General features: G+C 70.5%; 19 protein-coding genes. 8 read left to right on the top strand and 11 right to left on the bottom strand.

Going from position 1 to position 24,348, the window contains the following annotated elements:
- Nucleotides 1-28: 28 nt before the first annotated feature.
- Nucleotides 29-1,030, bottom strand: a complete 1,002-nt coding sequence (locus tag ACWEIJ_RS45415; protein ID WP_449843514.1) for a GDSL-type esterase/lipase family protein — start codon at nucleotides 1,028-1,030, stop codon at nucleotides 29-31.
- A gap of 386 nt (nucleotides 1,031-1,416) precedes the next feature.
- On the opposite strand from ACWEIJ_RS45415, the gene ACWEIJ_RS45410 reads away from it, so the two are divergent.
- From ACWEIJ_RS45410 to ACWEIJ_RS45400, 3 genes are all read left to right on the top strand, one after another.
- On the top strand, nucleotides 1,417-2,703 hold the full coding sequence (locus tag ACWEIJ_RS45410) for an ABC transporter substrate-binding protein (protein ID WP_449843513.1): 1,287 nt from the start codon (nucleotides 1,417-1,419) through the stop codon (nucleotides 2,701-2,703).
- 143 nt (nucleotides 2,704-2,846) lie between these two features.
- Nucleotides 2,847-5,657, top strand: coding sequence for an immunoglobulin-like domain-containing protein (locus ACWEIJ_RS45405; RefSeq protein WP_449843512.1), 2,811 nt, complete (start codon nucleotides 2,847-2,849; stop codon nucleotides 5,655-5,657).
- Nucleotides 5,658-5,813: 156 nt separating this feature from the next.
- Nucleotides 5,814-8,090, top strand: a complete 2,277-nt coding sequence (locus ACWEIJ_RS45400) for a cellulase family glycosylhydrolase (protein ID WP_449843511.1) — start codon at nucleotides 5,814-5,816, stop codon at nucleotides 8,088-8,090.
- Between the two features lie 37 nt (nucleotides 8,091-8,127).
- On the opposite strand, the gene ACWEIJ_RS45395 is transcribed toward ACWEIJ_RS45400, so the two are convergent.
- Nucleotides 8,128-8,868: a zf-HC2 domain-containing protein gene (locus ACWEIJ_RS45395; protein WP_449843510.1), complete on the bottom strand. Its 741-nt coding sequence runs from the start codon at nucleotides 8,866-8,868 to the stop codon at nucleotides 8,128-8,130.
- Between the two features lie 66 nt (nucleotides 8,869-8,934).
- On the opposite strand from ACWEIJ_RS45395, the gene sigC reads away from it, so the two are divergent.
- On the top strand, nucleotides 8,935-9,513 hold the full coding sequence (gene sigC, locus ACWEIJ_RS45390) for an RNA polymerase sigma factor SigC (protein ID WP_449843518.1): 579 nt from the start codon (nucleotides 8,935-8,937) through the stop codon (nucleotides 9,511-9,513).
- A 4-nt stretch (nucleotides 9,514-9,517) separates the two neighbouring features.
- On the opposite strand, the gene ACWEIJ_RS45385 is transcribed toward sigC, so the two are convergent.
- The 8 genes from ACWEIJ_RS45385 to ACWEIJ_RS45350 are packed head-to-tail and all read right to left on the bottom strand — an operon-like array spanning nucleotide 9,518 to nucleotide 19,561.
- Nucleotides 9,518-10,942: an MFS transporter gene (locus ACWEIJ_RS45385; protein ID WP_449843509.1), complete on the bottom strand. Its 1,425-nt coding sequence runs from the start codon at nucleotides 10,940-10,942 to the stop codon at nucleotides 9,518-9,520.
- On the bottom strand, nucleotides 10,939-15,156 hold the full coding sequence (locus ACWEIJ_RS45380) for an amino acid adenylation domain-containing protein (protein WP_449843508.1): 4,218 nt from the start codon (nucleotides 15,154-15,156) through the stop codon (nucleotides 10,939-10,941). The genes ACWEIJ_RS45385 and ACWEIJ_RS45380 overlap by 4 nt, the downstream gene beginning before the upstream one ends.
- The gene (locus tag ACWEIJ_RS45375) at nucleotides 15,149-15,382 is read right to left on the bottom strand and encodes a phosphopantetheine-binding protein (protein WP_449843507.1); all 234 of its coding nucleotides are present in this window, start codon (nucleotides 15,380-15,382) and stop codon (nucleotides 15,149-15,151) included. The genes ACWEIJ_RS45380 and ACWEIJ_RS45375 overlap by 8 nt, the downstream gene beginning before the upstream one ends.
- A 20-nt stretch (nucleotides 15,383-15,402) precedes the next feature.
- The gene (locus ACWEIJ_RS45370) at nucleotides 15,403-16,941 is read right to left on the bottom strand and encodes a long-chain-fatty-acid--CoA ligase (protein WP_449843506.1); all 1,539 of its coding nucleotides are present in this window, start codon (nucleotides 16,939-16,941) and stop codon (nucleotides 15,403-15,405) included.
- Nucleotides 16,942-16,944: 3 nt separating this feature from the next.
- The gene (locus tag ACWEIJ_RS45365) at nucleotides 16,945-17,445 is read right to left on the bottom strand and encodes an FcoT family thioesterase (RefSeq protein ID WP_449843505.1); all 501 of its coding nucleotides are present in this window, start codon (nucleotides 17,443-17,445) and stop codon (nucleotides 16,945-16,947) included.
- Entirely contained in the window at nucleotides 17,446-18,300 is an 855-nt protein-coding gene (gene scoE / locus ACWEIJ_RS45360; RefSeq protein WP_449843504.1) for a (3R)-3-[(carboxymethyl)amino]fatty acid oxygenase/decarboxylase, read from the bottom strand.
- Between the two features lie 12 nt (nucleotides 18,301-18,312).
- Nucleotides 18,313-18,552 carry an acyl carrier protein gene (locus ACWEIJ_RS45355; RefSeq protein ID WP_449843503.1) on the bottom strand — a complete coding sequence of 80 codons (240 nt, stop codon included), beginning with the start codon at nucleotides 18,550-18,552 and terminating at the stop codon, nucleotides 18,313-18,315.
- A gap of 10 nt (nucleotides 18,553-18,562) precedes the next feature.
- Entirely contained in the window at nucleotides 18,563-19,561 is a 999-nt protein-coding gene (locus tag ACWEIJ_RS45350) for a beta-ketoacyl-ACP synthase 3 (RefSeq protein ID WP_449843502.1), read from the bottom strand.
- Between the two features lie 97 nt (nucleotides 19,562-19,658).
- On the opposite strand from ACWEIJ_RS45350, the gene ACWEIJ_RS45345 reads away from it, so the two are divergent.
- The 3 genes from ACWEIJ_RS45345 to ACWEIJ_RS45335 are packed head-to-tail and all read left to right on the top strand — an operon-like array spanning nucleotide 19,659 to nucleotide 22,568.
- Nucleotides 19,659-20,747 carry an ABC transporter substrate-binding protein gene (locus tag ACWEIJ_RS45345; RefSeq protein ID WP_449843501.1) on the top strand — a complete coding sequence of 363 codons (1,089 nt, stop codon included), beginning with the start codon at nucleotides 19,659-19,661 and terminating at the stop codon, nucleotides 20,745-20,747.
- Nucleotides 20,725-21,780 carry a FecCD family ABC transporter permease gene (locus ACWEIJ_RS45340; RefSeq protein WP_449843500.1) on the top strand — a complete coding sequence of 352 codons (1,056 nt, stop codon included), beginning with the start codon at nucleotides 20,725-20,727 and terminating at the stop codon, nucleotides 21,778-21,780. The genes ACWEIJ_RS45345 and ACWEIJ_RS45340 overlap by 23 nt, the downstream gene beginning before the upstream one ends.
- Nucleotides 21,777-22,568 carry an ABC transporter ATP-binding protein gene (locus ACWEIJ_RS45335; protein ID WP_449843499.1) on the top strand — a complete coding sequence of 264 codons (792 nt, stop codon included), beginning with the start codon at nucleotides 21,777-21,779 and terminating at the stop codon, nucleotides 22,566-22,568. Before ACWEIJ_RS45340 ends, ACWEIJ_RS45335 begins: the two co-directional genes overlap by 4 nt.
- Before the next feature lie 172 nt (nucleotides 22,569-22,740).
- Here ACWEIJ_RS45335 and ACWEIJ_RS45330 read toward each other — a convergent pair whose 3' ends face one another.
- Complete coding sequence (locus ACWEIJ_RS45330) at nucleotides 22,741-23,580, bottom strand: SGNH/GDSL hydrolase family protein (RefSeq protein WP_449843498.1); 840 nt, start codon at nucleotides 23,578-23,580, stop codon at nucleotides 22,741-22,743.
- A gap of 136 nt (nucleotides 23,581-23,716) precedes the next feature.
- Here ACWEIJ_RS45330 and ACWEIJ_RS45325 point away from each other — a divergent pair.
- The coding region (locus ACWEIJ_RS45325) for an RIFT barrel domain-containing protein (RefSeq protein WP_449843497.1) at nucleotides 23,717-24,348 on the top strand (632 nt) is incomplete at its 3' end.

The following is a 24,348-nucleotide window of genomic DNA, read 5'->3' as shown; positions in this document are numbered from 1 at the left end:
TCGACAGCGGGCGGCCGCGCCCCAGGGGTCAGATTTTTGCGGCGATGATCGGGGCCAACCGCTCGGCGATCTTGCGGTGGCCCTGGTCGTTGGGGTGCACGTTGTCCACGGTGTCGGTCGCCTCGTCGATCCAGCCGTTGGTGTCGACGAAGAAGACGTTGCGGTCGCCGCCGTCGGTGAGCGTCTTCACCGCCGCCTGGGTCTCCGGCACGTACCGCTTGCGGAACGTGCCCAGCGCGAAGATCGCCGCGGTCGGGTACTTCTCCCGCGCCCGTTGCAGCAGCGTGACGTAGGAGGCGCGGAACTGGTCCTTGGTGACGCTGTGGCCGACGTCGTTGGTGCCGAGGTTGATCACGACGGCGTTCGCCCGGTACCGGCCGAAGTCCCAGGCCGGGGCGGTCGACGCGAGACCGGTGCGCAGGAAGCCCTCGCGCATGCTCAGGCAGCCGTCCGCCGCCGGGTGCAGGCACGCGCCGCCGACCGCGATCTGGGTGTGCCCGGTCCTGAGCTTCTCTCCGGTGAGCCAGCCGTAGGCGGTGAGCGCCTGCTTCGACGACAGCTGGCCGACGGTGATCGAGTCGCCGACGAACTCGATGATCTTCGACGGGACCGGCGGCGCGAAGGTGCGCGCGCCGGTGTCGAGCTCGATGCCCTGGTACACCGCGTCGCCCTTGTACGAGCCGGCGATCGGGCGGTAGGACACGCGCAGCGTGTGGTTGCCCGCGGCCAGCGGGGCCGGGGTGAGATCGACCGTGCCGGTCCGGTTCACGTAGGCCACGTCCGGGCCGCCGTCGATGCTGACGAAGAAGTCGATCGTGCGGCGCTGTTCGAGCTTCACCGTCCGGCCGGTGAAACCGACGACGAGGTAGGCGCCGGCCCACTCGGAGACGTAGGCGCTCGACGAGCTCGTGTTCCAGCGGCCGAAGTACTTCACGTTCGGGTCGGTGGGCGAGCTCGTGGTGGCGGCCGAGGCGGCCGGGGTGACGGTGCTCGCCAGAACCGTTGCCACGACGAGAAGTGGCTTGATCATGATCCGGCCTTTCTGCGCTGAGCGAGAGGTGGTGTGGCACCGACCTTCGAACGGCAGAGCTCGTTCGACAACGTTTCGACCACGAATTCGACGTTCTTCGCGAGCAGGTACCACGTGTTGTCACGCACTGTGGTTGTCGAATAGCCGCAGGCGGTGCCGGTTGTTTGCGCAAACAGGCTGGTGGGCCGCCGGTCACAGTTCCGCTCACGGTTGGAAGAACCACTTCAAAATTGAATGAAGATCACGTACTGTGCCCGGTCAGGCGCGGTACGGGGAACAGGTCATGTGACTGATGCCAGGGGGAGTCGCCGCACGGCTTGCGGAAGCCGTGTGCGGCGGGAATTCCGGACTCATCTGCTCGACTGAACTTCCGAGGGGAAATCACCATGGGCCGACGTCGCCCGCACAGAACCGTGTCGGCGGCCGCCGCCGCGGTGGCCTGCCTTGTCGCATCCGCCTGCACCTCCGCCGCGCCACCCGCGCCGAAACCGGTGGTGACCGTGGCGGTGTGGGGCAGTGACCAGGACGCCAAGACCTACCGGCAACGCGTCGACCTCGCCAGTGCGCACGTTCCCGGCGTCGACGTCAAGTTGTTGCACATCTCCAAGAACGGCGACTACGGCAGCACGATCCAGAAGATGATCAGTGACGGCAACCCGCCGGACATCATCGAGGTCGCGGAGTCGGTGCACAGCTACAGCAGCAAGAACCAGCTGCTGCCGTTGAACACCTTCATCGACGGGCAGAAGCTCGATCTCGTCGGGAGATTCGGCGAGCGGGCCGCGCACTCCTACGACCGCGACGGCAAGACGTGGGCCCTGCCGGACCGCACCGGCCCGATGGTGTTGTACTACAACAAAGATCTCTTCGACAAGGACGGCGTGTCCTACCCGACCGCGGACTGGAAGTGGCCGGACTTCCTGGCCGCGGCGCAGAAGCTGACGGTCAGGGACGGCGACCGGACCATGCGCTACGGCTTCGCGGCCGGCGACTGGTGGCCGTGGTGGATGGCGTTCATGCTGCAGAACGGCGGCCGGGTCCTCGACGACGCGGGCAAGCCGGTGATCAACTCGCCGGAGAACGTCAAGGCCATGCAGTTCTACGCCGACCTGGTGCACAAGCACCACGTGGCACCGTCCAAGAAGGACTACGAGGCGCTCAAGATCTCCAGTCCCGACCAGCTCTTCGCCCAGGGCAACGCGGCCATGATCATGACCGGCTTCTGGAACATCGCCTCGCTCAAGGAGTCCCCGCAGGTGCGGTGGGGCATCGCACCGCTGTTCAAGAACACCAGGCAGGCGACGATCTCGTTCCAGAGCGGCCTGGCCATCACGAAGTCGAGCACCCGTCCGGAGCTCGCGTTCAAGGTGCTCGACTTCCTGACCAGCGCCGAGGGGCAGAAGCCGATCGCCACCAGCGGTCAGGACGCCCCGGCCAACCGGGAGGTGCAGGACAGCGACGACTTCCTGCACCCGGCGTGGGCCATCACCGACGTCAACATGGGCGCCTTCAAGGAATCCTCGCAGTTCGCCTACGCGCCGCCGATGACGCCGGACTGGGGCAGCATGCAGAAGGTCTTCGGTACGATCATCGGTGAGATCTGCGACGGTGTCGTGACGCCGAAGGACGGTCTGGCGGCCGCCCAGCGGTCACTGGAGAACCTCGGCAAGTGACCGCCAGGGGTGCTTGCGGCGGCAACGTTCATTGACGATCTATCGAGCGGGTGGCTATGTTGGCGCTCACTCACGGGACTGGCCGCGTTCTCCCTGTTCACCCTGTTCCAGGTGCCGCTGTGCGCCTGTCAGGAAAGGCCGGCATGTCCTTTCGTCATCTCACTTCCACGTCGGTGTTCCTCGCCGTCGCGCTCACCGCGGTGGGCCTGGCGTCCACCGTCACCACCAGCTCGGCCGCGACCCTCGACGAGGGCCTCGTGGTGCACTACGACCTCACCCAGACCGCCGGCACCGTCGTGACCGACACCTCGGGGCTCGGCCACGACGGCGCGCTGAGCGGCGACGCCGCGTGGCTGGGCGCCGAAGGTCTGCGGCTCGGCGGCGTGAACGGCCACGTCCGCCTGCCGGACGACGTGATCCGCGGTCTCACCGACGTCACCGTCTCGGTCCAGGTGAAGCTGGCCCCGGACCAGTCGCTGCCGTACTTCGTCTGGGGCCTGGGCAACACCCGCGACGGCAGCGGCGACGGCTACCTGTTCGCGACGGGGGACCAGTTCCGCGCGTCGATCGCGAGCGGGAACTGGTCCACCGAGCAGACCGTCGACAGTGGACGCGACCTCGCCCGCGGCAGCTGGCGCACGATCACCTACGCGCTGGGCGGCGGCACCGCGGTGCTCTACGAGGACGGTGTCGAGGTCGCCAGGAAGACCGGCGTCACCACGACTCCCGGCTCCCTGGGCGGCGGCACCACCACCGCCAACTACCTGGGCAGGTCGGTCTACCCGTCCGACCGGTACCTCAAGGGCGAGGTGCGCGACTTCCGGCTCTACCGCCGGGCGCTGAGCGCGGGGGAGACGCGCGAGCTCGGCAGGGCGACGGCGTCGGCCAGGCCGGCCGCGGACCTCGCGGCGCTGAGCCTGGGGGACACCTCGGCCGTGACCGACGACCTCGCGCTGCCGCTGACCACCCCCGGCGGCTCGGCCATCTCCTGGGCGTCCGGCTCGCCGTCGGTGGTGTCGGCGACCGGTGTCGTCACCCGGCCCGCGCCGCGAGCGGGCAACGCGACGGTGACGCTGACCGCGACCGCGTCCTACGCCGGGTTCACCGCCACTCGCGACTTCACGGTGACCGTGCTGGAGGACGACACCGACCGGGAGAAGGTCGACAAGGCGTTGCAGGACATCGTGATCCACGACCAGGACGCGGTCCGGGGCAACATCACGCTGCCCGCCAAGGGCGCCCGCGACGTCACCTTCACCTGGCGCAGCGGTGATCCCGGCGTCGTCTCCGCCACCGGCGAGGTGACCCGGCCGCCGAACGGATCACGGCCGCGGCGCGTGCAGCTGTCGGTGACGGCGACGAAGGGTTTCACCAGCGCCACGCGGCACTTCACCCTCACCGTCCTCCCGTTGCCGGAGAAGCGTCCGATGGAGGGCTACTTCTTCGCCTACTTCACCGGAGAGGCGGACCAGGACAGCGAGCAGGTGCACTTCGCGGTCAGCCGGGGCGACGATCCGCTGCACTGGGACGAGCTCAACGGCGGGCGTCCCGTGCTGAGGTCGAAGTACGGCGAGACCGGCGTGCGCGACCCGTTCGTCGTCCGCAGTCCGGAGGGCGACCGGTTCTTCCTGGTGGCCACCGACCTGCAGATCAACGACGGAGGCGGCTGGGACCGGGCGATGCGGCACGGCAGCCGGTACCTGGAGATCTGGGAGTCGACCGACCTCGTGACGTGGTCGGAGCAGCGGCACGTGCTGGTCTCGGCCGAGACCGCCGGCATGACCTGGGCGCCGGAGGCCACCTACGACCCCACGATCGGCGCGTACGTCGTCTACTGGGCGTCCAACGTGTACTCGGCGAGCGACCCGAAGCACACCGGCGCGACCTACCCGCGGATGATGTACTCGACCACCCGCGACTTCCGCACCTTCACCACCCCGCAGGTGTGGAACGACCCCGGCCGGGGCGTGATCGACTCCACCGTGCTCAAGGACGGCGACTACTACTACCGCCTCACCACCGACGAGAAGGTGATCGGGTCCTGCTCGCGTGACGTCGTGCTGGAGCGCTCGAAGGACCTGCGCGCGGTGGACCTGCCGGGAACCGCGCCGCGCCACTGGGAGCTCGTCGACGACTGCATCCGCACCAGGCTCGGCACCGACTGGGTCGAGGGGCCGACCGCGTTCAAGTCCAACGACGGCAGCAAGTTCTACGTCTTCATGGACGAGACGCCGCACCGCGGTTACCTCCCGTTCGAGACCGACTCGCTGGCGCACCCGAACTGGCGCATCCCGGCGGACTACCAGCTGCCCGCGAAACCGCGGCACGGCACCGTGCTGCCGGTGACGAAGGCCGAGCTCGAACGACTCCGCAAGGGCCCGCCACCGGTGCGCGCCAACAAGAAGGGCGTGGTGGCCGACTACGAGCTGTCCGGTGGTTCGGGACCGGTCGTCGCGGACGTGTCCGGGAACGGCCGCAGTGCGACGATCCACGGCGACATCACCCGCTCCGCCGACGGCCTGGTCTTCGGCGGGACGAGCGGCTACGTCCGCCTGCCCGACAACCTGACGACCGGGCTCGACGAGTTCACCGTGTCCGTGCGGGTGCGGGTCGATCCCGCGCAGCTGACGCCGTACGTCCTGTGGAGCCTCGGCGACGGCACGAAGAACACCGGAGACGGCGAACGTCCTTTGTCACGCGGTGTCTGGCACACCCTGACGTACACGTTGTCGAACGGCAAAGCCTGTTCGTTCGACGACGGCGTCGAATTGTCGTGCGAGAACGGGGCGGCCAAACCGCACGATCTCGGTGGCGGCATGACGACGTCGAACTTCATCGGCAGATCCGCGGACCCGGCGGACAACTACTTCCGGGGCAAGATGCGCAGGTTGACGGTCTGGAACAGGGCACTGACCGCGCAGGAGATCCTCGCCGTGCACCGCGGCCAACGCTGACGGCGACTCGCGGCCACATCGCTTTGTCCGCATCGGACAGGATTTCCGGTGCGCCACTCGGCGGTGTGGCCGCGAAGGCCGACGTGGCTACAGTCCGATTTCTGGGAACGCTCCCAGAAGTCGGGGTTCCCCGTCGGACATCCTCAGGAGGTCGTTGTGACCTGGAGACTTCTCCGGACGGTGGTGGCCGGGCTGCTCCTCGCGGCCTGCGCCGTCATCGCTCCGATCCCGGCCGGTGCCAGTACCGGCGCCGCGGCGCCCACGCGGATCATGGCGCTCGGCGACTCGATCACCGGCTCACCCGGCTGCTGGCGCGCGTTGCTGTGGAAACACCTGCAGGACACCGGGTACACCGGCGTCGACTTCGTCGGCTCGCTCCCGGCGCCGGGCTGCGGGTTCACCTACGACGGCGACAACGAGGGGCACGGCGGGATCCTCGCCACGAACATCGTGCGGGACAACCAGCTGCCCGGCTGGCTGGCGACGGCGCGCCCGGACGTCGTGCTGATGCACCTGGGCACCAACGACGTCTGGAACAACGTCCCCGCCGCCACGATCCTGAACGCCTACACCACGATGCTCGGCCAGATGCGGGCGAGCAACCCGGCGGTCAAGCTGGTCGTGGCCCAGATCATCCCGATGAACCCGGCCAACTGCACCGCCTGCGGGCAGCGGGTCGTCGACCTGAACAACGCGATTCCGGCCTGGGCGAAGGCGAACACCACCACGGCCTCACCGATCACGGTCGTCGACCAGTGGACCGGGTTCAGCACCGCCGCGGACACCACCGACGGCGTGCACCCCAACAGCACCACCGGCATCCAGAAGATGGAGAGCCGCTGGTACCCGGCGGTCGTGGCGGCGCTGGGCGCCCAGCCCCCGGCGGCGGTGGGTCTCCACGTCGACGGCACGCGCGTCGTCGAACGCGACGGCACGCCGTTCGTGATGCGCGGCGTGAACCACGCGCACGTCTGGTACCCGACGCAGACCAGGGCGTTCGCGGACATCAAGTCCTTCGGCACCAACACGGTCCGCGTCGTGCTGGGCAGCGGCCAGCGCTGGGGCCCGACCCCGGCCGCGGAGGTGTCGAACGTCATCTCGCTGTGCAAGCAGAACAAGATGATCTGCGTGCTGGAGGTCCACGACACCACCGGTTACGGCGAGCAGAGCGGCGCCGCGACCCTGGACCAGGCCGCGACCTACTGGATCGGCGTGGCCAGTGCGCTCAAGGGTCAGGAGGACTACGTCGTCATCAACCTCGGCAACGAGCCGTTCGGCAACAACGCCCAGGTCAGTGCGACGTGGGCCACCGCGACCAGCGGTGCGATCAGCCGGCTGCGCGGTGCCGGGCTGCAGCACCTGATCATGGCGGACGCGCCGATGTGGGGCCAGGACTGGGGCAACGTCATGCGCGACAACGCGGCCTCGGTGTTCAACGCCGATCCGTTGCACAACACCGTGTTCTCCATCCACATGTACGGCGTCTACGACACCGCGGCCGAGATCAACGCGTACTTCGACGCGTTCCGGACCGCCGGTCTGCCGCTGGTGGTGGGCGAGTTCGGGAACCGGCACACCGACGGTGACCCGGACGAGGACACGATCATGGCGCAGGCCCAGGCCCGCGGCCTCGGTTACCTCGGCTGGTCGTGGAGCGGCAACAGCAGCGATGTCGCCTACCTCGACATGACGAACTCCTTCAACCCGGCGAGCCTCACCCCGTGGGGCGAGCGCTTCCTCAACGGTGCCAACGGAGTCCGGCAGACGTCGAAGGAGGCCACGATCTTCGGCGGTGGCGGTCCGGCCGACACCCAGCCACCGTCCACACCGGGCACTCCGGCCGCCTCCGCCGTGACGGCCACCGGCCTCACCCTGACCTGGGCGGCCTCGACGGACAACGTCGGCGTCACCGGGTACGACGTCTACCGCGCTCTCGGCAGCGGTTCGTTCGCCCTCGCCGGCTCGGCGGCGAGCACCACCTACGCCGACACCGGGCTGACCCCGTCGACCACGTACCGCTACCAGGTGCGGGCCAGGGACGCGGCCGGCAACGTCTCGGCGAGCTCCGCGATCACGTCCGTGACGACCGGCGCCGGTGGCGGCACGGGGACCTGCAAGGTCGGCTACTCGGCCCCGAACTGGGGCGGTGGCAACGGTTTCACGGCCAGCATCTCCATCACCAACACCGGTACTGCCACGATCAACGGCTGGACGCTGGCGTTCGGCTACGCGAACGGCCAGCAGGTCACGCCGCCCGGCTGGGGCGCCACGATCACCCAGTCCGGCGGCACCGTCACGGCGACCAACCTGGCCTGGAACGGCACGCTGGCGCCGAACGCGTCGGCGAGCATCGGGTTCAACGGCACCTACACCGGATCGAACCCGGCGCCGGTCTCCTTCACCCTCAACGGAAGCGCTTGCGCCGTCAGCTGAAGGCCCCGGCCCTGGCGCCGCCACGCCAGGGCCGGCCTCAGGCCGCGTGCCGCCTGCTCACCGGACGCAGGCGGATCCGGCGCCGCGTCCGGACCTGTGGAGTGCGATGTGGCGAGTGCGAGGTGTCGACGGACGAGTCGGTGTCGCCGTGCGCGAGCGGCGTGCGCCCGCCGCCGGGGCGTGGCTGGGTGAAGTGCACGAGGACGAGCAGCACCAGGCCGATGAGCAGCAACGAGTGGGACAGCACGCGGGTCGCGGTCGCCGTGCCGCTGAGCAGATCGCTGGCCGAGTAGGGGATGAGGACGGCGACGAACGCGGCCGTGACGGGCAGCGTGCCGGAGGTGGCGGCCGGACGCAGCGCGGTCCAGAGCAGGCCGAGACCGAGAGCGAGGTTCCACGCCGTGCTCTCGTTGAACAGGTGGCTGCTGTCGACGCCGGCGGTGTGGCCGCTGTGCGCGGACGTGCCGACGCCCAGCACCTGGGCCACGCCGAGGGTGAGCTGGGCGACCGCGACGCCGACCAGCAGGCCGCGGGGAAGCCAGCCGCGTGGCACCGGCGGGGTGACCGGGGGAGCCGAGCCGAGGATCGACGCGGTCAGGTCGGGGACCGGTGTGGCCGGTCGTACGCGGAGGGTGCGGGTGAGCGCGGCGGCGTTGTCGTGCCACTTCCGGCAGGACGCACAGCTCTCGAGGTGCGCGTCGACCTGGTCGGCGGGCACGCCTTCCGCTTCCCCGTCGAGCCTCGCGGACAGGGCTTCACGACAGATGTAGCACTCCACGCCGATATTGTCGGATAACCGGCGTCCGCGGTTCCCAGCGATCTCGGGGTGTGGGTACGCTCCCCGATCGTGTCGACTTCGAGGGGTGACGACGAGGCGGTGACAGCGCTCGCGCTGGCCGCCGGCGCGGGTGATCGTGATGCGCTGGAGCGGTTCATCCGCTCGACGCAGCGCGACGTCTGGCGGCTGGTCGCCCACCTCGGCGGGATCGGTGTCGCGGACGACCTCACCCAGGAGGTCTACCTGCGCGCGCTGCGCAGCCTGCCCGGCTTCGAGGGCCGCTCGTCGGCGCGCACCTGGCTGCTCTCGATCGCCCGCCGCACGGTCGTCGACCACATCCGGGCCGCCCTCGCCCGGCCGTCGATCGCCTGGTCCGCGGACTACCTGCTGGTCTCCGACGCCGACCGGTACGCGGAGCACACCCGGTCGGCCGGGTTCGAGGACGTCGTCGAGCTCAACGTCATGCTCGCCGGTCTCGCGCCGGAACGCCGGGAGGCGCTGCTGCTCACCCAGGTGCTCGGCCTGTCCTACGCCGAGGCCGCCGAGGTGGCCGGCTGTCCGATCGGGACGGTCCGGTCGCGCGTCGCCAGGGCGCGGGAGGATCTGATCGGCGGCCAGGGGCGAGAGGGCCTCGAAGTCGTCTGACAGTTCACAATGGACTGCTGCGCGCGCACAACGCGCCGGTCACCAGCGCCAGCGCCGCCAGCACGACGATGCTCACCGAATAGGCGTGCACGTGGTCGCTCAACGGCACCGCCGGCGCACCGGGTGCGGCACCCAGCGACATCCGGTAGCCGGCGCCGATGACGGAATAACCGGTCGCCAGGGCCAGTTGCGTGACGGTCGACGCGACACCTGAGGTCGCGCCGGCGTCGTCCGTGCCGACCCGCGCGAAGATCCCGGTGACGACCGGTGCCACGACGACACCCTGGGCCAGCCCGACGGCACCGATCGCGAGCGCGAGCAGGAGGTCCTGAGCGTCGACCGGTGCGCGCACGGCCGCGAGATGGCCGAGCAACGCCAGCGCGAGCAGGCAGCAGCCGAGCACCGGCAGCCGGTCGCCGAGGCGCGCGGACAGGCGTGCGCTCCAGGCGGAGCCGAGCGCGAACGCGGCGCCCAGCGGCACGAACATCAGACCGGCCGTCAACGGGTCCCGGCCCAGGCCGGTCTGCACGTAGTAGGTGAACACGAGGAACAGTCCCGAGTTGCCCGCGAAGAACGCCGTGATGGCGGCGAGGCGCGTGCGCAGGCCGGGTGCGGCGAGCACGCGCGGCGGGAACAGCGGCGCACCGCCGGACGCGGCGAGCTTTCGCTGCTGCCGCACCAGAACGATGCCCGCGGCCAGCGCGACGAACGGCAGTGTCCACAGCAGACCGGAAGCCCCCGGCTCGCCGCCGAGCACGAGCGGAACCAGCAGCGAGGGCAACGCGATCGCGGTCAGCGCCGCACCGGCGAGGTCGACGCCCGGCCGTTCACCCGGCCTGCTCTCGTCGACGGCGGCCCGGCCGAGCAGCAGGATCAGCAGGCCGACCGGCACGTTGACCAGGAACACCGCGCGCCAGCCCAGGTCCGCCGGGTTCCAGTGCACGAGCAGGCCTCCGCCACCGAGCCCGGCGATGACCCCGAGCCCCAGGACGACGCCGTACCAGCCGATCGCGCGGGCGCGCTGGGTCCTTCCCGGGAACATGGCGTGGATCAGGGCCAGTTCCTGCGGCACGAGCGCCGCCGCGGCCAGGCCCTGCACGCACCGCGCGACGATGAGCGCCTCGGGGCCCGGTGCCAGGCCGCACAGCAGCGAGGCGACGGTGAACACGGCGACGCCCGCCAGGAACGTCCTGCGGCGGCCCCAGCGGTCGCCGAGCCTGCCGCCGGTGACCAGCCCGGCGGCGCACGCGAGCACGTAGGCCGCGCCGACGAGCTGGATCTGGCCGAACGACGCGGGGAGGTCGCGCTGGACCGACGGCGCGGCGACGGTGACGATGAAGCCGTCGACCTGGCCCATGAAGGTGGCGGCCAGGATCGCCGCCAGGCCGAGCCAGGCCCTCGCGCTGACGTGCTCGGTGGTCGTGGTCATGGCTGTCCTCGTTGCGGTGCGGGGAAGAAACCGGTGGCGATGAAGTGGTCGAGGTGGCGGTCGAGCAGCGGGCCGTCCACCGCGGGCAGGTCGAGGCCCGCGTCCGTCAGGGCGTCCCGGCCGAAGACGACCGGTGCGGTGGCGCCGCCCAGCGCGGGTGCGTGCGCCACGGCGACGGCGAGACGGTGGTCGCCCGCGTCGGCGGCCTCGGTCAGCAGGTCGCGCCACTCGGCCGCGGGCAGCCTGGTGAGGTCGTAGCCGCGGTCGCGGAGCTTGTCGAGCACCTCGTCGACGGCGAGCGGCCGCGGACTGGTCAGGTGATAGGTCGCTCCGGTCCCGCCGTGGACGAGCAGGTGCACCACCGCGGCGGCGACCCGGTCCGCCGGGACGACATCGGCGTGACCGGCCGGATCAGGTGCCGCGCCGACGACGAGCATGCCGCGCACGAGGTTCCACAGCGCGTCGTCGGTGCTCGCGGCACCTGTCCGGCTGTGCCCGCCGATGCGGCTCGGCCGGTGCACGGCGACCGGCACCCCTCGTTCACCCGCCAGCAGCACCAGGCCTTCCGCGACCCACTTGCTCGCGACGTAACCGTTGGGCAGCAACGAGTCAGGCCTGGCCCGCCGGGTCTCCCGCACGACCGGAGGGTTGCCGTCGGTCGCGATCGCGGTGTCGCAGGAGGACACGAAGTGCACGGCCTTGAGCCGGTGGGTGGTCGCGAGCCGCAACACCTCTGCCGTCCCCGTCACGTTCGCCGCCCGCAGCCGCCGGTACGAGTCGAGGTGGTTCACCCTGGCGCCGTTGTGCAGCACCACGTCGACCTCGGCCGCGAGCCGCCGGAACGCGTCCTCGCTCAACCCGAACGAAGGCTGTTCCAGGTCTCCGGCCACCACGACGACGCGATGCAGTCCGTCCTCAGACAACCCGAAGCGCCGCAACGACGTCCGCAGCCGGGCCGGTGCGTCCTGCCCGCGCACCAGGCAGTGCACTCGCGCGGACGTGCGGTCGAGCAGTTCCCGCAGCAGGAAAGCGCCGAGGAACCCGGTCGCGCCGGTGAGCAGCACGTTGCCGGCCCGGCCGGTGACCGGTGGCAGTCCGGTCGCGGTGATCGTGTCGTCGAGCACGACTTCGGCCGACAGGTCCACATCGGACAGAGGAGCCGTGCCGAGGGGTGCGACCGCGTCCAGCCTGAGGGCGAGCGCGGCGACGGTCGGAGCCTCGAACACGTCGCGGATGCCGAGCCGGACGCCGAACTCCGCCCGCACCCGGCCGAGCAGCTTCGCCACGAGCAGCGAATGCCCGCCCAGTGCGAAGAAGTCGTCGTCGGCACCGATCTCCGGCACGCCCAGCGTCTCCGCGAACAACGCGCACAACGCCCGTTCCTTCTCGCTCGTGGGCTGTCGTTCGCTGACCGTCACGGCCGGTTCCGGCAACGCCGCCCGGTCCAGCTTGCCGTTGACCGTGCGTGGAAGCCGTTCCAGCACGACGTAGACGGGCGGCACGAGGTGATCCGGCAGCAGAGCAGCCACGTGCGCGCGGAGGGCAGACGGTTCCGGAGCGCGTTTTCGCGGAACGACGTAGGCCACCAGCCGGCCGTCGCGCGGCACCACGGCGACCTGCGCGACGTCCGGATGGGCGGCGAGCGCGGCCTCGACCTCACCCGGCTCGATCCGGAAGCCCCGGATCTTGACCTGGTCGTCGTTGCGCCCCAGGTACTCCAGCAGCCCGTCAGATCGCCACCGGGCGAGGTCGCCGGTGCGGTACAGCCGCTCACCGGACGGTCCGCGGACGAACTTCCGCGCGGTCAGCTCGGGCCGCCGGTGATAGCCGAGCGCGAGCGGCGTGCCACCGAGGCACAGCTCTCCCACGACGCCGGGCGGCACGGGCCGGAGCTCGCGGTCCAGCACGTGGCAACGGGTGTTGGCCACCGGACGGCCGATGACCGGCGTTGGACTGTCGGCCAGCCGCGCCCACACGGTGTCGACGGTGCATTCCGTTGGGCCGTAGAGGTTGTAGGCGGTGACGCCGTCGGCCTCGCGCAGCGCCGACCACAACGCCTGGCCGGTCGCCTCACCGCCCAGCGCGATGACGGCGGGCCGGTGCCGTCCCGGCGCGAGCAGGCCCGCGGTCAGCAGTTCTTCGGCGTACGTCGGCGTGATGTCGAGGAACCCCACGCGTTCCGCGTCGACGTAGCGCAGCAGCTCGGCGGGATCGCGGCGCACGTCGTCGGACACGAAGTGCAGCTCGTGGCCGGCCAGCAGCCACAGCAGGCCTTCCCAGGACGTGTCGAACGACAGCGACGCCGTGAGCGCGGCCCGGATCACGCCGCGCTCGCGTTCGGCGGGCTCGATCATCTCGGTGCGGTGGTGGTGGTAGAGGTTCACCATGGCGTGGTGGGTGATCACGGCGGCCTTGGGTTCGCCGGTGGACCCCGAGGTGTAGATGAGGCACAACGGTTGGTCTGGTGCGTTGGCTGCGATCACGCCGGCTGCCGGCGGATCGTCCCGCGCGTCGACCATGATCGCGGGTGTGCCGGACGGCAACCGGGACGCCAGGTCGCGGGTGGTGACGACGAGCTCCGGTTGCGCGTCGTCGAGGAGGAACGCCAGCCGGCGCGGCGGATGGTCGGGATCGGCCGGCACGTACGCCGCACCCGTGCGCAGCACCGCGAACACCGCGACGACCGCGTCGGCGGTGCGGGGCAGCAGGTGCAGAACGGTCGTGCCCGGCCGTGCTCCCGCATCCCGCAGCCGATGCGCCAGCCGGTTCACGAGCGAGTCCAGCTCGGCGAACGTCAACCGCACCTGCCGGCCGTCCTCGCCGGTCGCGACGAGCGCCGTGCGTTCCGGGGTGGCGGACACCCGGTCCGCCAGCAGATCGGTGATGGTGCCGTCCGGCCAGTCGCGGATCACCTCGCACCCGAGCACCCGTTCGCGGTCGAGGAGCAGGTCCGCCTCGGCCACCGGGGTGGCCGGCTCGGCCAGCAGCCGGCGCAGGAACACGGGCAGCCGTTCGGCGTGGGTGGCGAGCTCGTCGGCGGTGTAGAGGTTCGGGTTGCCGTCCAGCGCGATGGCGAGACCGGTGCCGTCGGCGCGGTGGTAGACGTTGAACGCGAGGTCCTCGACGAGACCGGCGGACACGTTGCGCATCACCGCGGACGTCTCGCCGAACTTCAGGGCGTAGTCGAACGGCATGATGTTCGCGGACGGTCCGAACAGCTTCCGGTCGCTGTTGAGCAGGCCGAGGTCGCGGCGCAGCTGTTCGTAGCGGTAGCGGTGGTGGCGCCGGCTGCGGCGCAGGTGGTGGGCCACCTGCCCGGTCAGGTCGGCGAGCGACGGCCGGTCGCGGAAGTCGGTGTAGAGCTGGACGACGTTGAGCACCATGCACGGCACGCGCAACGCCGCCGAACCGGTGCGCAGCATGACCGGGACCGCGAGCGAGACCTGTTCGGCTCCCGTCATCCGGTGCACGTACGCGGAGAGCCCGGCGATCAGCACGTCGGTCCACCTGCCGCCCGCGGAGCGCAGTTCGTCCACTGTGGAGCATTCTGCCCAGGCGCGGACGACGTGCCGGGGCAGTGTCGCGGAACGTCCGGCCAGGGTGGCGGGTGCGGGCCGGTCCTCGTGATAGGCCGTCCAGAACTCGGCGTCGCGCAGGTGCTCCGGCGAGGCGAGGTAGGCGGCCTCGGCCTCCAGCACCGACCGCAGCGTGCCGAACCCGTGCTCGCCGACCTCGCACCCGCGCACCAGCGCCGTGTAGACCTCGGCGACCCGGCGTGCCACGAGGGACAACCCGTAGCCGTCGAGCAGGACGTGGTGCACCCGGTGGTACCACAGGTGGCGGTCGGGGCCGAGCCGGAAGATCGTGTGCGCGAACAACGCGTCGCAGGCGAGGTCGACCGAGGTGGCGACGTCCTGCGCCATCCACGATTCCGCCGCCGCCAGGGGATCGGGGTCACCGCTCACGTCCACGATCCGCACGTCCCACACCGGCGGGTCGACGATCTGCCGAGGTCCGTCCTCGTGTTCGGCGAACCGGACCGACAGCGCCTCGGTCTCCGCCACCGCGTGCCGGATCGCCCGCACCAGCACGCCGACGTCCAGCGGGCCGTCGATGTCGGCGTACTCGGCCGTGTTGTAGGCGGGGGAGGAGGGATCGAGCTGCTGGCCGACCCAGATGCCGTACTGCGCGGTGGTGAGCGCGAGGTCAGGCATGGCCGGCTGTTCTGGCGAGCAGGTCCCACCACGCGCGCAGCGTCGGGCGTTCGGCGAGGTCGGCGAAGCTGACCTGGGCACCGCTGCCACGCCATTCCTCCAGCAGGTCGACGATGGTGACGGAGTCGAGGCCCTCGGCGAACAGGTCGGTGTCGTCGGAGAGCTCGGCGGGCTCCAGGAAAAGTCGTTCGGCGAGCTGAGTGCGCACGGTGTCGAGCGTGAGCATCGGGGTTCCTCCGGGGGAAGTCAGTTGACCTGGCGGTCGCGGCCGGACCAGAACTTCTCGCGCAGCTCGCGGCGCAGGATCTTGCCGCTCGGGTTGCGCGGCACGCGGTCGACGAACTCGAACCTCGACGGGATCTTGAAGCTCGCGAGCCGTTCCCGGCTGAACACGAACAGCTCCCGCGGGCGGACCTCCTCGTCCGGCCGCACGGCGACGAACGCGTGCACCGCCTCGCCGAACCTGTCGTCCGGCACACCGATCACCGCGACGTCGGCCACCGCGGGATGCTTCGCCAGCACGTTCTCGATCTCGGCGGGGTAGATGTTCTCCCCGCCGACGATGATCATGTCCTTGAGCCGGTCGCTGATGAAGACGTACCCGTCCTCGTCGAGCCGGCCCGCGTCACCGGTGTGGACCCACCCGTCGACGAGCGTGGCCGCGGTGGCTTCCGGCAGGCCCCAGTACTCGATCATGCAGGCGGGCGTGCGCAGGCACACCTCACCGATCTCGCCGGGTGGCAGCGCGGTGCCGTCCTCACCGATGATCTTGACCTCGACCGCGGGGTAGGGCTTTCCGGCGGCGCGCAACCGGGGACTGCCGACCACGTGGTCGGCGGGCGGCAGGCAGACGGCGGTGTTGCCGGTCTCGGTCAGGCCGTAGATCTGCGCGAAGTCGCAGTCGAACACCGGAAGTGCGTCCTGCAACAGGGCTTCCGCGATCGGGGAGCCGCCGTAGACGACCTTGCGCAGGGACGCGAACGCCTCCTTGCCGGCTTCCGGCTCGGCGAGCAGCAGCCGCAGCATCGACGGCACCACGCACGCGGTCGTGACGCCCTCGCGGATCAGCCGCAGTGCGGTCGCGCTGTCGAACCGGGGCATCGCGACGTTCGTGACACCGGCCGAGAACCCTTGGGTGGCCCACCAGATGCCGCCGACGTGGAAGCCGGGGATGCCGATCAGGCTGCGATCCCCTGGACGCCAGTCGATCCAGTCCAGGCCCGCCTCGGCGAGCGAGTCCCGGATCGCGAAGAAGCTGCGCTGGGCCAGCACGACTCCCTTGGGCAACCCGGTGGTGCCGCTGGTGTACAGCTGCACCACGGCGTCCTCGGGACCGGTCACCTCCGGCAGCTCGGTGGCGGAATGCGGCCGCGTCCACTCCGCGAACCCGTCGGTTCCGCGCGTCCGCGGCCCGTCGGTCACCGGGCGCAGGTCGTCGTCCACGAAGAGCAGCGCGCTGCCCGAGTCGCGCAGGACGTGCGCGACCTCCGGTGCGGTGAGCCGGAAGTTGATCGGCACCAGCACCGCGCCGATCTTCGCGCAGGCGAAGTACGTCGCGTAGTAGTCCACCGACTCCAGGCCCAGGTAGGCGATCCGGTCACCGCGGCCGATGCCGTCCGCGACCAGCGCGTGCCCGATGCGGTTGCTCAACGCGTGCAGTTCGGCGTAGGTCAAAGTGCGTCCGGCACAGGTGATGGCGGGAACCTCGGGCGTGCGTTCGGCGTGGTAGCCCGGAATGCGCGCGACTGTGCGCAATTCGGCGTGGTGAATGCGTTCGGTGGACATGGCTCAGCTCCCCACGATCGCGACCCGCACGGCACCCGAAGCGGTACCGCCGTCGTCGTCCCAGCAGCGGAAGGTCGTCTCCAGCGACACCAGCGGGCCGGCGCCGGGTCGCAACGTGCGGCGCGTCGCACGGTCGACCGTGAGCTCGAAGCAGAACGAGCGCGGGTCGATCGGCCGCCGGAAGTCGCAGGAGAAGCGGGCGATCAGGACGTCGGCCAGCTGCCTGCGCCAGAAGTCGTCCAGCGTCCAGTCGGCGAGCTCCGGCAGCAGCCCGTCGCGCACCGAGACCGCGATCACGTGGTACAGCAGCTGGTTGTAGCAGATGCCGGCCTCGACGGAGTTCAGGTGACCGGTGTCGTCGATGTAGCACGACTCCGGGATGCGCATGACTCCCCTGCCTCGCACCACTTCGCCGTCTCGCGCGACCTCGGCCGAGGTCAGGTAGCGGCAGTGCGGTTTGTAACAGCGCAGGACGGCGGTGAGCAGATCGGTCGCGACGATCACTCAGGCCTCCGCGCCGTCGTAGACCGTGACGCGGTACGACACCGCGGGCTCGTCTGTGGCGGTGTGCAGCGCGCGGTGCACGAGGCTGCGGTTGTCCCACACCAGCAGGTCGCCCTTGTCGTAGGTCTGCAGGTGGATCGCGGGGTGCTCGAACTCCCGGTCCAGCTGGCCGGTCGACGCCAGCAGCTCCCGCAGCAGCTCGGGCTGTTCACGACCGTCGGAGTCCGTGATGGACAGTGTGAAACCCTCGCTGACGTAGAGGATCGTCTCGTCGGTGTGCCGGTGCGGATGCGCGGTCGGCAGCGCCACCGGGGGCGTCTTGGCGTCGACCTCCTCGATGATCTCCGACAGCGGCCGGTAGACGTCGCTGGGCCGGATCTTGAAGTAACGGCGCACGCTGTGCCACGCGGTGGTGTCCTTCACCGCGACCTTGAGGTCCTCGCTGAGGTTGTCGTAGGCCTTGGTGAGGTCGATGAAGAACGTGCCGCGGTTGCGCGACGGCACGACCTGCGGATAGATCAGGGTGATGTCGAACGGTCTGGGCATGAACTGGTAGTCCGAGTGCCAGAACTTGCCGGTCTTGGGCACTCCGACGCGCTTCTCGCCGTCGCTGACGTTCGAGGAGACGAAGACCTCCTTCACCTCGGGGTGGTGGTAGATCGGCTCGTAGTAGGTCTGCGGTGTGCCGAGTCTTCTGCCCAGCGCCAGGAACTGCCTGGGGTCGAGGTCCTGGTCCTTCAGCACGACGATCTTGTCGCGGTACACGGCCTCCTTGAGCGCGCGCACGTCCTCGTCGCTGGAGGAGTCGAAGTTCTCGGCGATGACGCCGATGCCGTCCTGCCTGGTGATCCGCATCAAAGTTCTCCTTCAGCGCGAAGTGGTGACGACGTAGCCGGTGAGGTCGGCGACGGTCGAGATGCCGGGCAGCGCGTCGTCCGGAATGGACACGGCGAACGTGCGTTCCAGCGTGAAGAGCAGGTCGACGAGGCTGAGCGAGTCGATGCCGAGCTCGGTGAGCTGTGCGGTGGGTGGCACCTCGGTGTCCGAGGTGTCGTTCAGCCGGCGAACGAAGTCCTCGACCAGCTCGTGCACCTGTTGCTGTTCCACGGGATTCCCTTCAGCCGAGTTCTGGCCAGACGAGCGTGGCGGCGCCCCAGGTCGTGCCGCCGCCGAACGCCGAGAGCAGCACGCGGTCACCCGCACGGAGGCGGCCCGCCGCGTGGGCGTGGGCCAGCGCCAGCGGGATCGACGCGGCGACGGTGTTGCCGACGTCGGTGACGTTGGCGTGTACCCGTTCCGCCGCGATGCCGAGCTCCGCGCCGACCGTCCGCAGGATGCGCAGGTTCGCCTGGTGGCCGACGAAGGCGCCGACGTCCTCCGGCTGCCATCCGGTGCGCGCGAGCACGGCACGGGCCGCGCCCGCCATGCGCGTGACGGCCTGCCGGTACACCGCCTGTCCCTGCATGGCGAACCAGCCGTCCCGCACGGTGATGAGGTCGGCGAGCGCACCGTCGCTGCCGAGCTCGACGGCGAGCAGCGCACCGGGTTCGTCCGCCTCGCCCGCGCGCAGCACGACCGCGCCGGCACCGTCACCGAACAGCGGCGCGGTGGTGCGGTCGGCAGGATCGACGATGCTGGAGAAGGTGTCCGCGCCGATCAGGAGCACCTGGCTCGCGGTCCCGGCCGCGATCAGCCCGTTCGTCACGGCGAGCCCGTAGACGAAACCGGAGCACACCGCGTCGACGTCGAAGGCGGCCACTCCGGAGAGCCCCAGGCCCGCGGCGACCGCGGGCGCGGTGGCCGGGACGAGCCGGTCCGGCGTCGAGGTCGCCAGCACCACCGCGTCGATCGACGCGTCCGGACCGGCGGCGCGCAGTGCCGCGGTGCCCGCCGCGATCGCGAGGTCCGACGTCGACCTGCCCGGCTCGGCCACGTGCCGGGTCCTGATGCCGGTCCGGCTGGTGATCCACTCGTCGGACGTGTCGAGCCGCGCGGCGAGATCGTCGTTGGTGACCACAATGGACGGAACGTGCCCGCCGACGGCAGCGAGCACCGCGGTGCGTCCCGGCCGCGATGAGCGCGCTTCCATCGTCAGGGCGGCGGATTTCTCCCACATGGCAAGGGAGTCGAGCGTGCGCCGCCGGTGGTTCCCGCGAGGTGTCTGTGACGAGGGTCACCGGGAACTTCTCCGCGTCCGCGTCGACTAGTGAGACGTGAACACCTACCTGTCCTCCCGGGGTGTGCCGGCGCTCGCCGTGGTCCTGGTGGCGGCGACCGCCTGCGGCACAGCGGGTTCCGCCGCGAACACGCCGACGTCCGCCGGACCTTCGGTGACCGCGACCGCCGCGCCGACGACGTACCCGCTCACGATCGAGAACTGCGGTCGCAGGCTCACGTTCGACAAGGCGCCGAGCCGGGTGGTGTTGCTCAACGGCACGTCCGTGGCCGAGGTGGAGAGCTTCCTGACGCTCGGCCTGCAGGACCGGATCCTGGCCAACAGCCAGTCCTACGGCGTGTCCGACGATCCGTCGATGGTCGCGAAGATCAGGGACGTGCCCACCGCGGGCCTGAAGCTCAACGACAACTTCGAGGTGCCCAGGGAGCAGGTGCTCGCGCTCAAGCCGGACCTCGTGATCTCCACGTGGGCGGGCGGTTTCGACGACAAGATCGGGTCCATCACCAGGGACCAGCTCGCACAGGCCGGGGTGCCCAGCTACGTCACCCCGGTCAACTGCGCCTACGGCGACCCCGCCGCGAGCCCGGCGGACCAGGAACGCCTGAAGGGCCAGTCGATCGAGTCGTCGTTCGAGCTGCTGCTGCAGCTCGGCCAGATCTTCGACGTGCAGCAGCGCGCGGCCGACCACGTGAACCGGTCGCGTGCGAAGATCGAGCAGATCAGGCAACGGGTGGCGGGCAAGCAGCCGAAGAGCGTGCTCGTCGCGTATCCCGGCATGGCCATGATGAACAGTAGCGGTCTTCCGGCGGTCTTCGCCGGTGGAATCTACGACGACATCGTCTCGCGCGCGGGCGGTGTGAACGCGTTCGCGGGCAGGACGACCGCCCAGCTCGCCGAGATCAACGCGGAGGCTCTCGCCGCCGCGAAGGTGGACGTGCTCGTGATCGGGCTGTACCAGGAGAACGAGAACGCCGAACAGCTCGCCGCCGGCCTCTTCGCGAAGTTCCCGCAGTGGGAGGCCTCGAAGACCAGGACGTACACGTCGGTGTCCGACAGCTGCTACCTCGGGCCGCTCAACGCCGTCGCCGTCGGGAAGATCGCCGATGCCGCGCACGGTCAGCAGTAGCCCGCACCTCGTCGCCGGGCCTCGCTACGCGCTCCTGCTGGTGGGCCTCACGGTGGCGTTGGTGTTCTCGGTGGCGTTCGCGATCGGCGTCGGCACGGTCGACGTACCGGTGGGACGGGTGCTGGAGATCGTGCTGGCGCACCTGGCCTCCGGCACCGCGGGCCTGGATCCGCTGACGGACCAGATCGTCTGGGACTTCCGCACGCCGCGGGTGCTGCTCGCCGCCGTGGCGGGCGCGGGCCTCAGCCTCGCGGGGGTGTGCCTGCAGACGCTGGTGCGCAACCCCTTGGCCGATCCGTACCTCTTCGGCGTCTCCGCCGGGGCGTCACTGGGTGCGGTCGTCGCGCTCACCACCGGTGGCGTCGTCCTGGCGGGCCTCGGTGTGGCCGGAGCGGCGTTCGCGGGGTCGCTGATCAGCCTGGCGGTCGTGTTCGTCATGGCCCAGCGCGGTGGGCGCCTGCTCGGCAGCAGCCTCGTGCTGGCCGGTGTCGCGGTCGCCGCGCTGGGCAACGCCGCCACCAGCTACGTCCAGCTCCAGGCCGGGCCGACGGAACTGCGGCGGGTCATGTTCTGGCTGCTGGGTTCGGTGTCCGGCGCGAAGTGGGCCGACCTCGGCGTCCCCGCGGCGGCCGTCGCGCTGACCACCGCGTGGCTGCTCACCCAGGGCCGTTCGATGAACGCGCTGTCGGTCGGCGACGACACCGCGGCCGGCCTCGGCGTGAACGTCCACGCGCTGCGCGTCCACCTGCTCATCGCGTCGTCACTGCTGACCGCCACGGTCGTCAGCGTCGCGGGCGGCATCGGCTTCGTCGGCCTGATCGTGCCCCACGCCGCGCGCCTGGTCGTGGGACCGGACCACCGCAGGCTCCTGCCGGTGTCCCTGCTCGCCGGGGCGGTGTTCCTCGTGCTCGTGGACCTCGTCACCCGCACCGTCGACCGCCCGAACGAGATGCCCATCGGCATCTTCACCGCCGCGCTGGGCGCACCCTTCTTCCTGGTGCTGCTGCGCAACAGGAAGAGGGTGTGGCGATGAAGGTGGTGGTCGAGGGCGTCCAGGTCCGCGTCGACGACACCCTCATCGTCGACCGGGCGGACCTCGTCGCGGAACCCGGTCGCGTCACGGGTGTCATCGGCCCGAACGGATCCGGCAAGAGCACGCTGTTGCGCTGCCTCTACCGGGCCCTCAAACCCAGCGCCGGGACCGTCTACATCGGACAGCAGGACGTCTGGCGCGCCGGTGCCCGCCAGGCCGGTCTGCGCACCGCCGTCGTCGCCCAGGACCACGACCTCGACAACGACTACTCCGTGCGCGAGGTCGTCGCGATGGGCCGCCTCCCGCACAAACGCCTGCTGGACAGGGAAACCGGCAAGGACCGGGCCATCGCCGACGAGGCGCTCGCCCGCGTGCGCATGCAGTGGGCGGCCGGCCGGGTGTTCGCGACGCTGTCCGGAGGCGAGCGCCAGCGGGTGCTGCTCGCGAGAGCCCTGACCCAGCAGGCACCCGTCCTCCTGCTGGACGAGCCCACCAACCACCTCGACATCGGCGCCCAGCTCGAACTCCTGGACCTGGTCCGCGATCTCGGACTGACCACCGTCGCCGCACTGCACGACCTCGACCACGCCACGACCTACTGCGATCGCCTGGTCCTGGTGAACGACGGCCGCGTGGTCGTGTCCGGCCCGCCCGCCGACGTGCTCGTGCCGGAACGGGTGGCCGAGGTCTTCGGCGTGGAGAGCGCGGTGGTGCCGCACCCGCTGACGGGGCGTCCGCACTTCGTGACGGCGTCGCGCACCCGAGTGTCGCGTCCCTCGTCCGGGTGAGGCCGGGGAACTTCCGCGCACCCGCGCCCGACCAGTGGACGGGTCACGCCGGACCGGTCGCCTCCCACTGGTCCGGCGTCACCGATCTCTTTCTCGGAACGCGCGTTGTCGCTAATGTTCCGGACAGGTGCGGGAAATCGAGGAAATTCGATTCGAATTCGAACTGCGGTGTTCACCTGAGGTAGTTCGAAAGGGGAATCCGTTGGTCGCGCAGGGCCCTGGCCACCACACCGGCGATCTGCCTGGCTCCGGCCGCCTCGAAGTGCGTGTGGTCGTTGCAGAAGAACGCGCCGACCGGGCCCTTGGTGAAGTCGCCGTCGTTGGGGCAGAACCTGAGCGTGTTGTAGAGCGTGTAGCTCAGCTTGTGCAGGTCGATGACGGACACCCCGGCGGCCCTGGCCGCGTCGAACGTCTCGGTGAGGAAACCGCGGGTGCCCACCGCGGTGTTGCCGCTGCACTTGATGGCCGAGACGGGCGTCAGCAGGATCGGCGTGACACCGCGGTCCTTGGCCGCCTTGGTCATGAGCGCGAGAAGCTCCTTGTACCGGGCGCCGCCGACGTGCCGGGGGCAGTCGGGGCTGCCGTCGTTGATGCCGAACTGGATCATCAGGTAGTCGCCGGCCTTCATGCCGGTGGACGGGTCGAGCATGTTCTGCCAGCGCTGGTGGAAGGTCTTCGGGCTCACCACGCACTCACCGGCCGAGTCCTTGGTGCTCTGCACGTTCGACTCGTACAGCCAGGTCTGGATGCTTCGGCCGGCCACCGCGCTGTTCACCACGGTGACGTCGCCGGTGAACAGCGCGCCGAACTGGTTGCCCCAGCCGACCGGGCAGCTCGACCTCGGGTCGGCCATCGTCGAGTCACCGGCGAGCCACACCTTCACCGGGGCCGCGGCGCTCGCCGGCGCACTGGCCGCGGGAGCGCACTCGGGGGTGCCGGCCGAGGCGGGCGCGGCCACGCCCAGCAGTGGCAGGACGGTCAGCGCGGCCAGGGTCAGAAAACGTTTCCTCACAGCTGTCTCCAGACGGGCAGGATTTGTCTGATGTAGACGAACAGAAAACGATCCGCGATTCGAGAGTAACCCTTGCGTGCCGTTCCGGAAAGCGCTTTCCAAGGTGCGATCCCGTACTCCGAAAGGGCGTTGAAGCATGTCTCCACTCACTCGCCGGACCCTGCTGGCCGGCAGTGCGGCGCTGCCGATCGCGATGTCCGCACCCCGCAGCGGCACCGCGGCGGCCGCGGAGCCGGGCGAACCGACCGAGCTGCACTGGCTCGAAGGCGGTGTTCCCGCCGCGCTGACCGGAGTCACGTGGGGAGTGCCGTGGCCGAAGGGTCGAGTGCGGGTGGACCAGTCGTTCGGCCTGCGCACCTCCGACGGCGTGGCGGTGCCGGTGCAGACGTGGCCGACCGGCTACTGGCCGGACGGTTCGCTGAAGTGGACCGCCCACGCGATGCCCGCGGACGCGCCGGCCGCCGCGAGGTACCTCCTGGAGCCCGGTCCGGCCGCGGCGGGGGAGAAGAGGGTCGCGGTGTCGCGGCAGGCCGGCCGGATCGTGGTGGACACCGGCGTGCTGCGGTGCGTGCTCAACCGGAGCGGCCGGGTGCTGGTCGACGAGGTTTCCCGCGGTGGCAGGACCGTCGCGCGCAAGGGTGAGCTGGTGTGCCTGCGGCAGAACGCCTCCGACGAGCGCTACACCGGCGAGGTGCACCGGGTGACCGTCGAGCAGGACGGGCCGGTGCGCGCGGTGGTGCGGATCGAGGGCAAGCACCGCGCCGAACG

This window comes from Lentzea sp. NPDC004789 (genome assembly GCF_053601075.1).
Note: the sequence above shows the minus strand (reverse complement) of the source record. Positions and strands in the feature narration are given on the sequence as shown.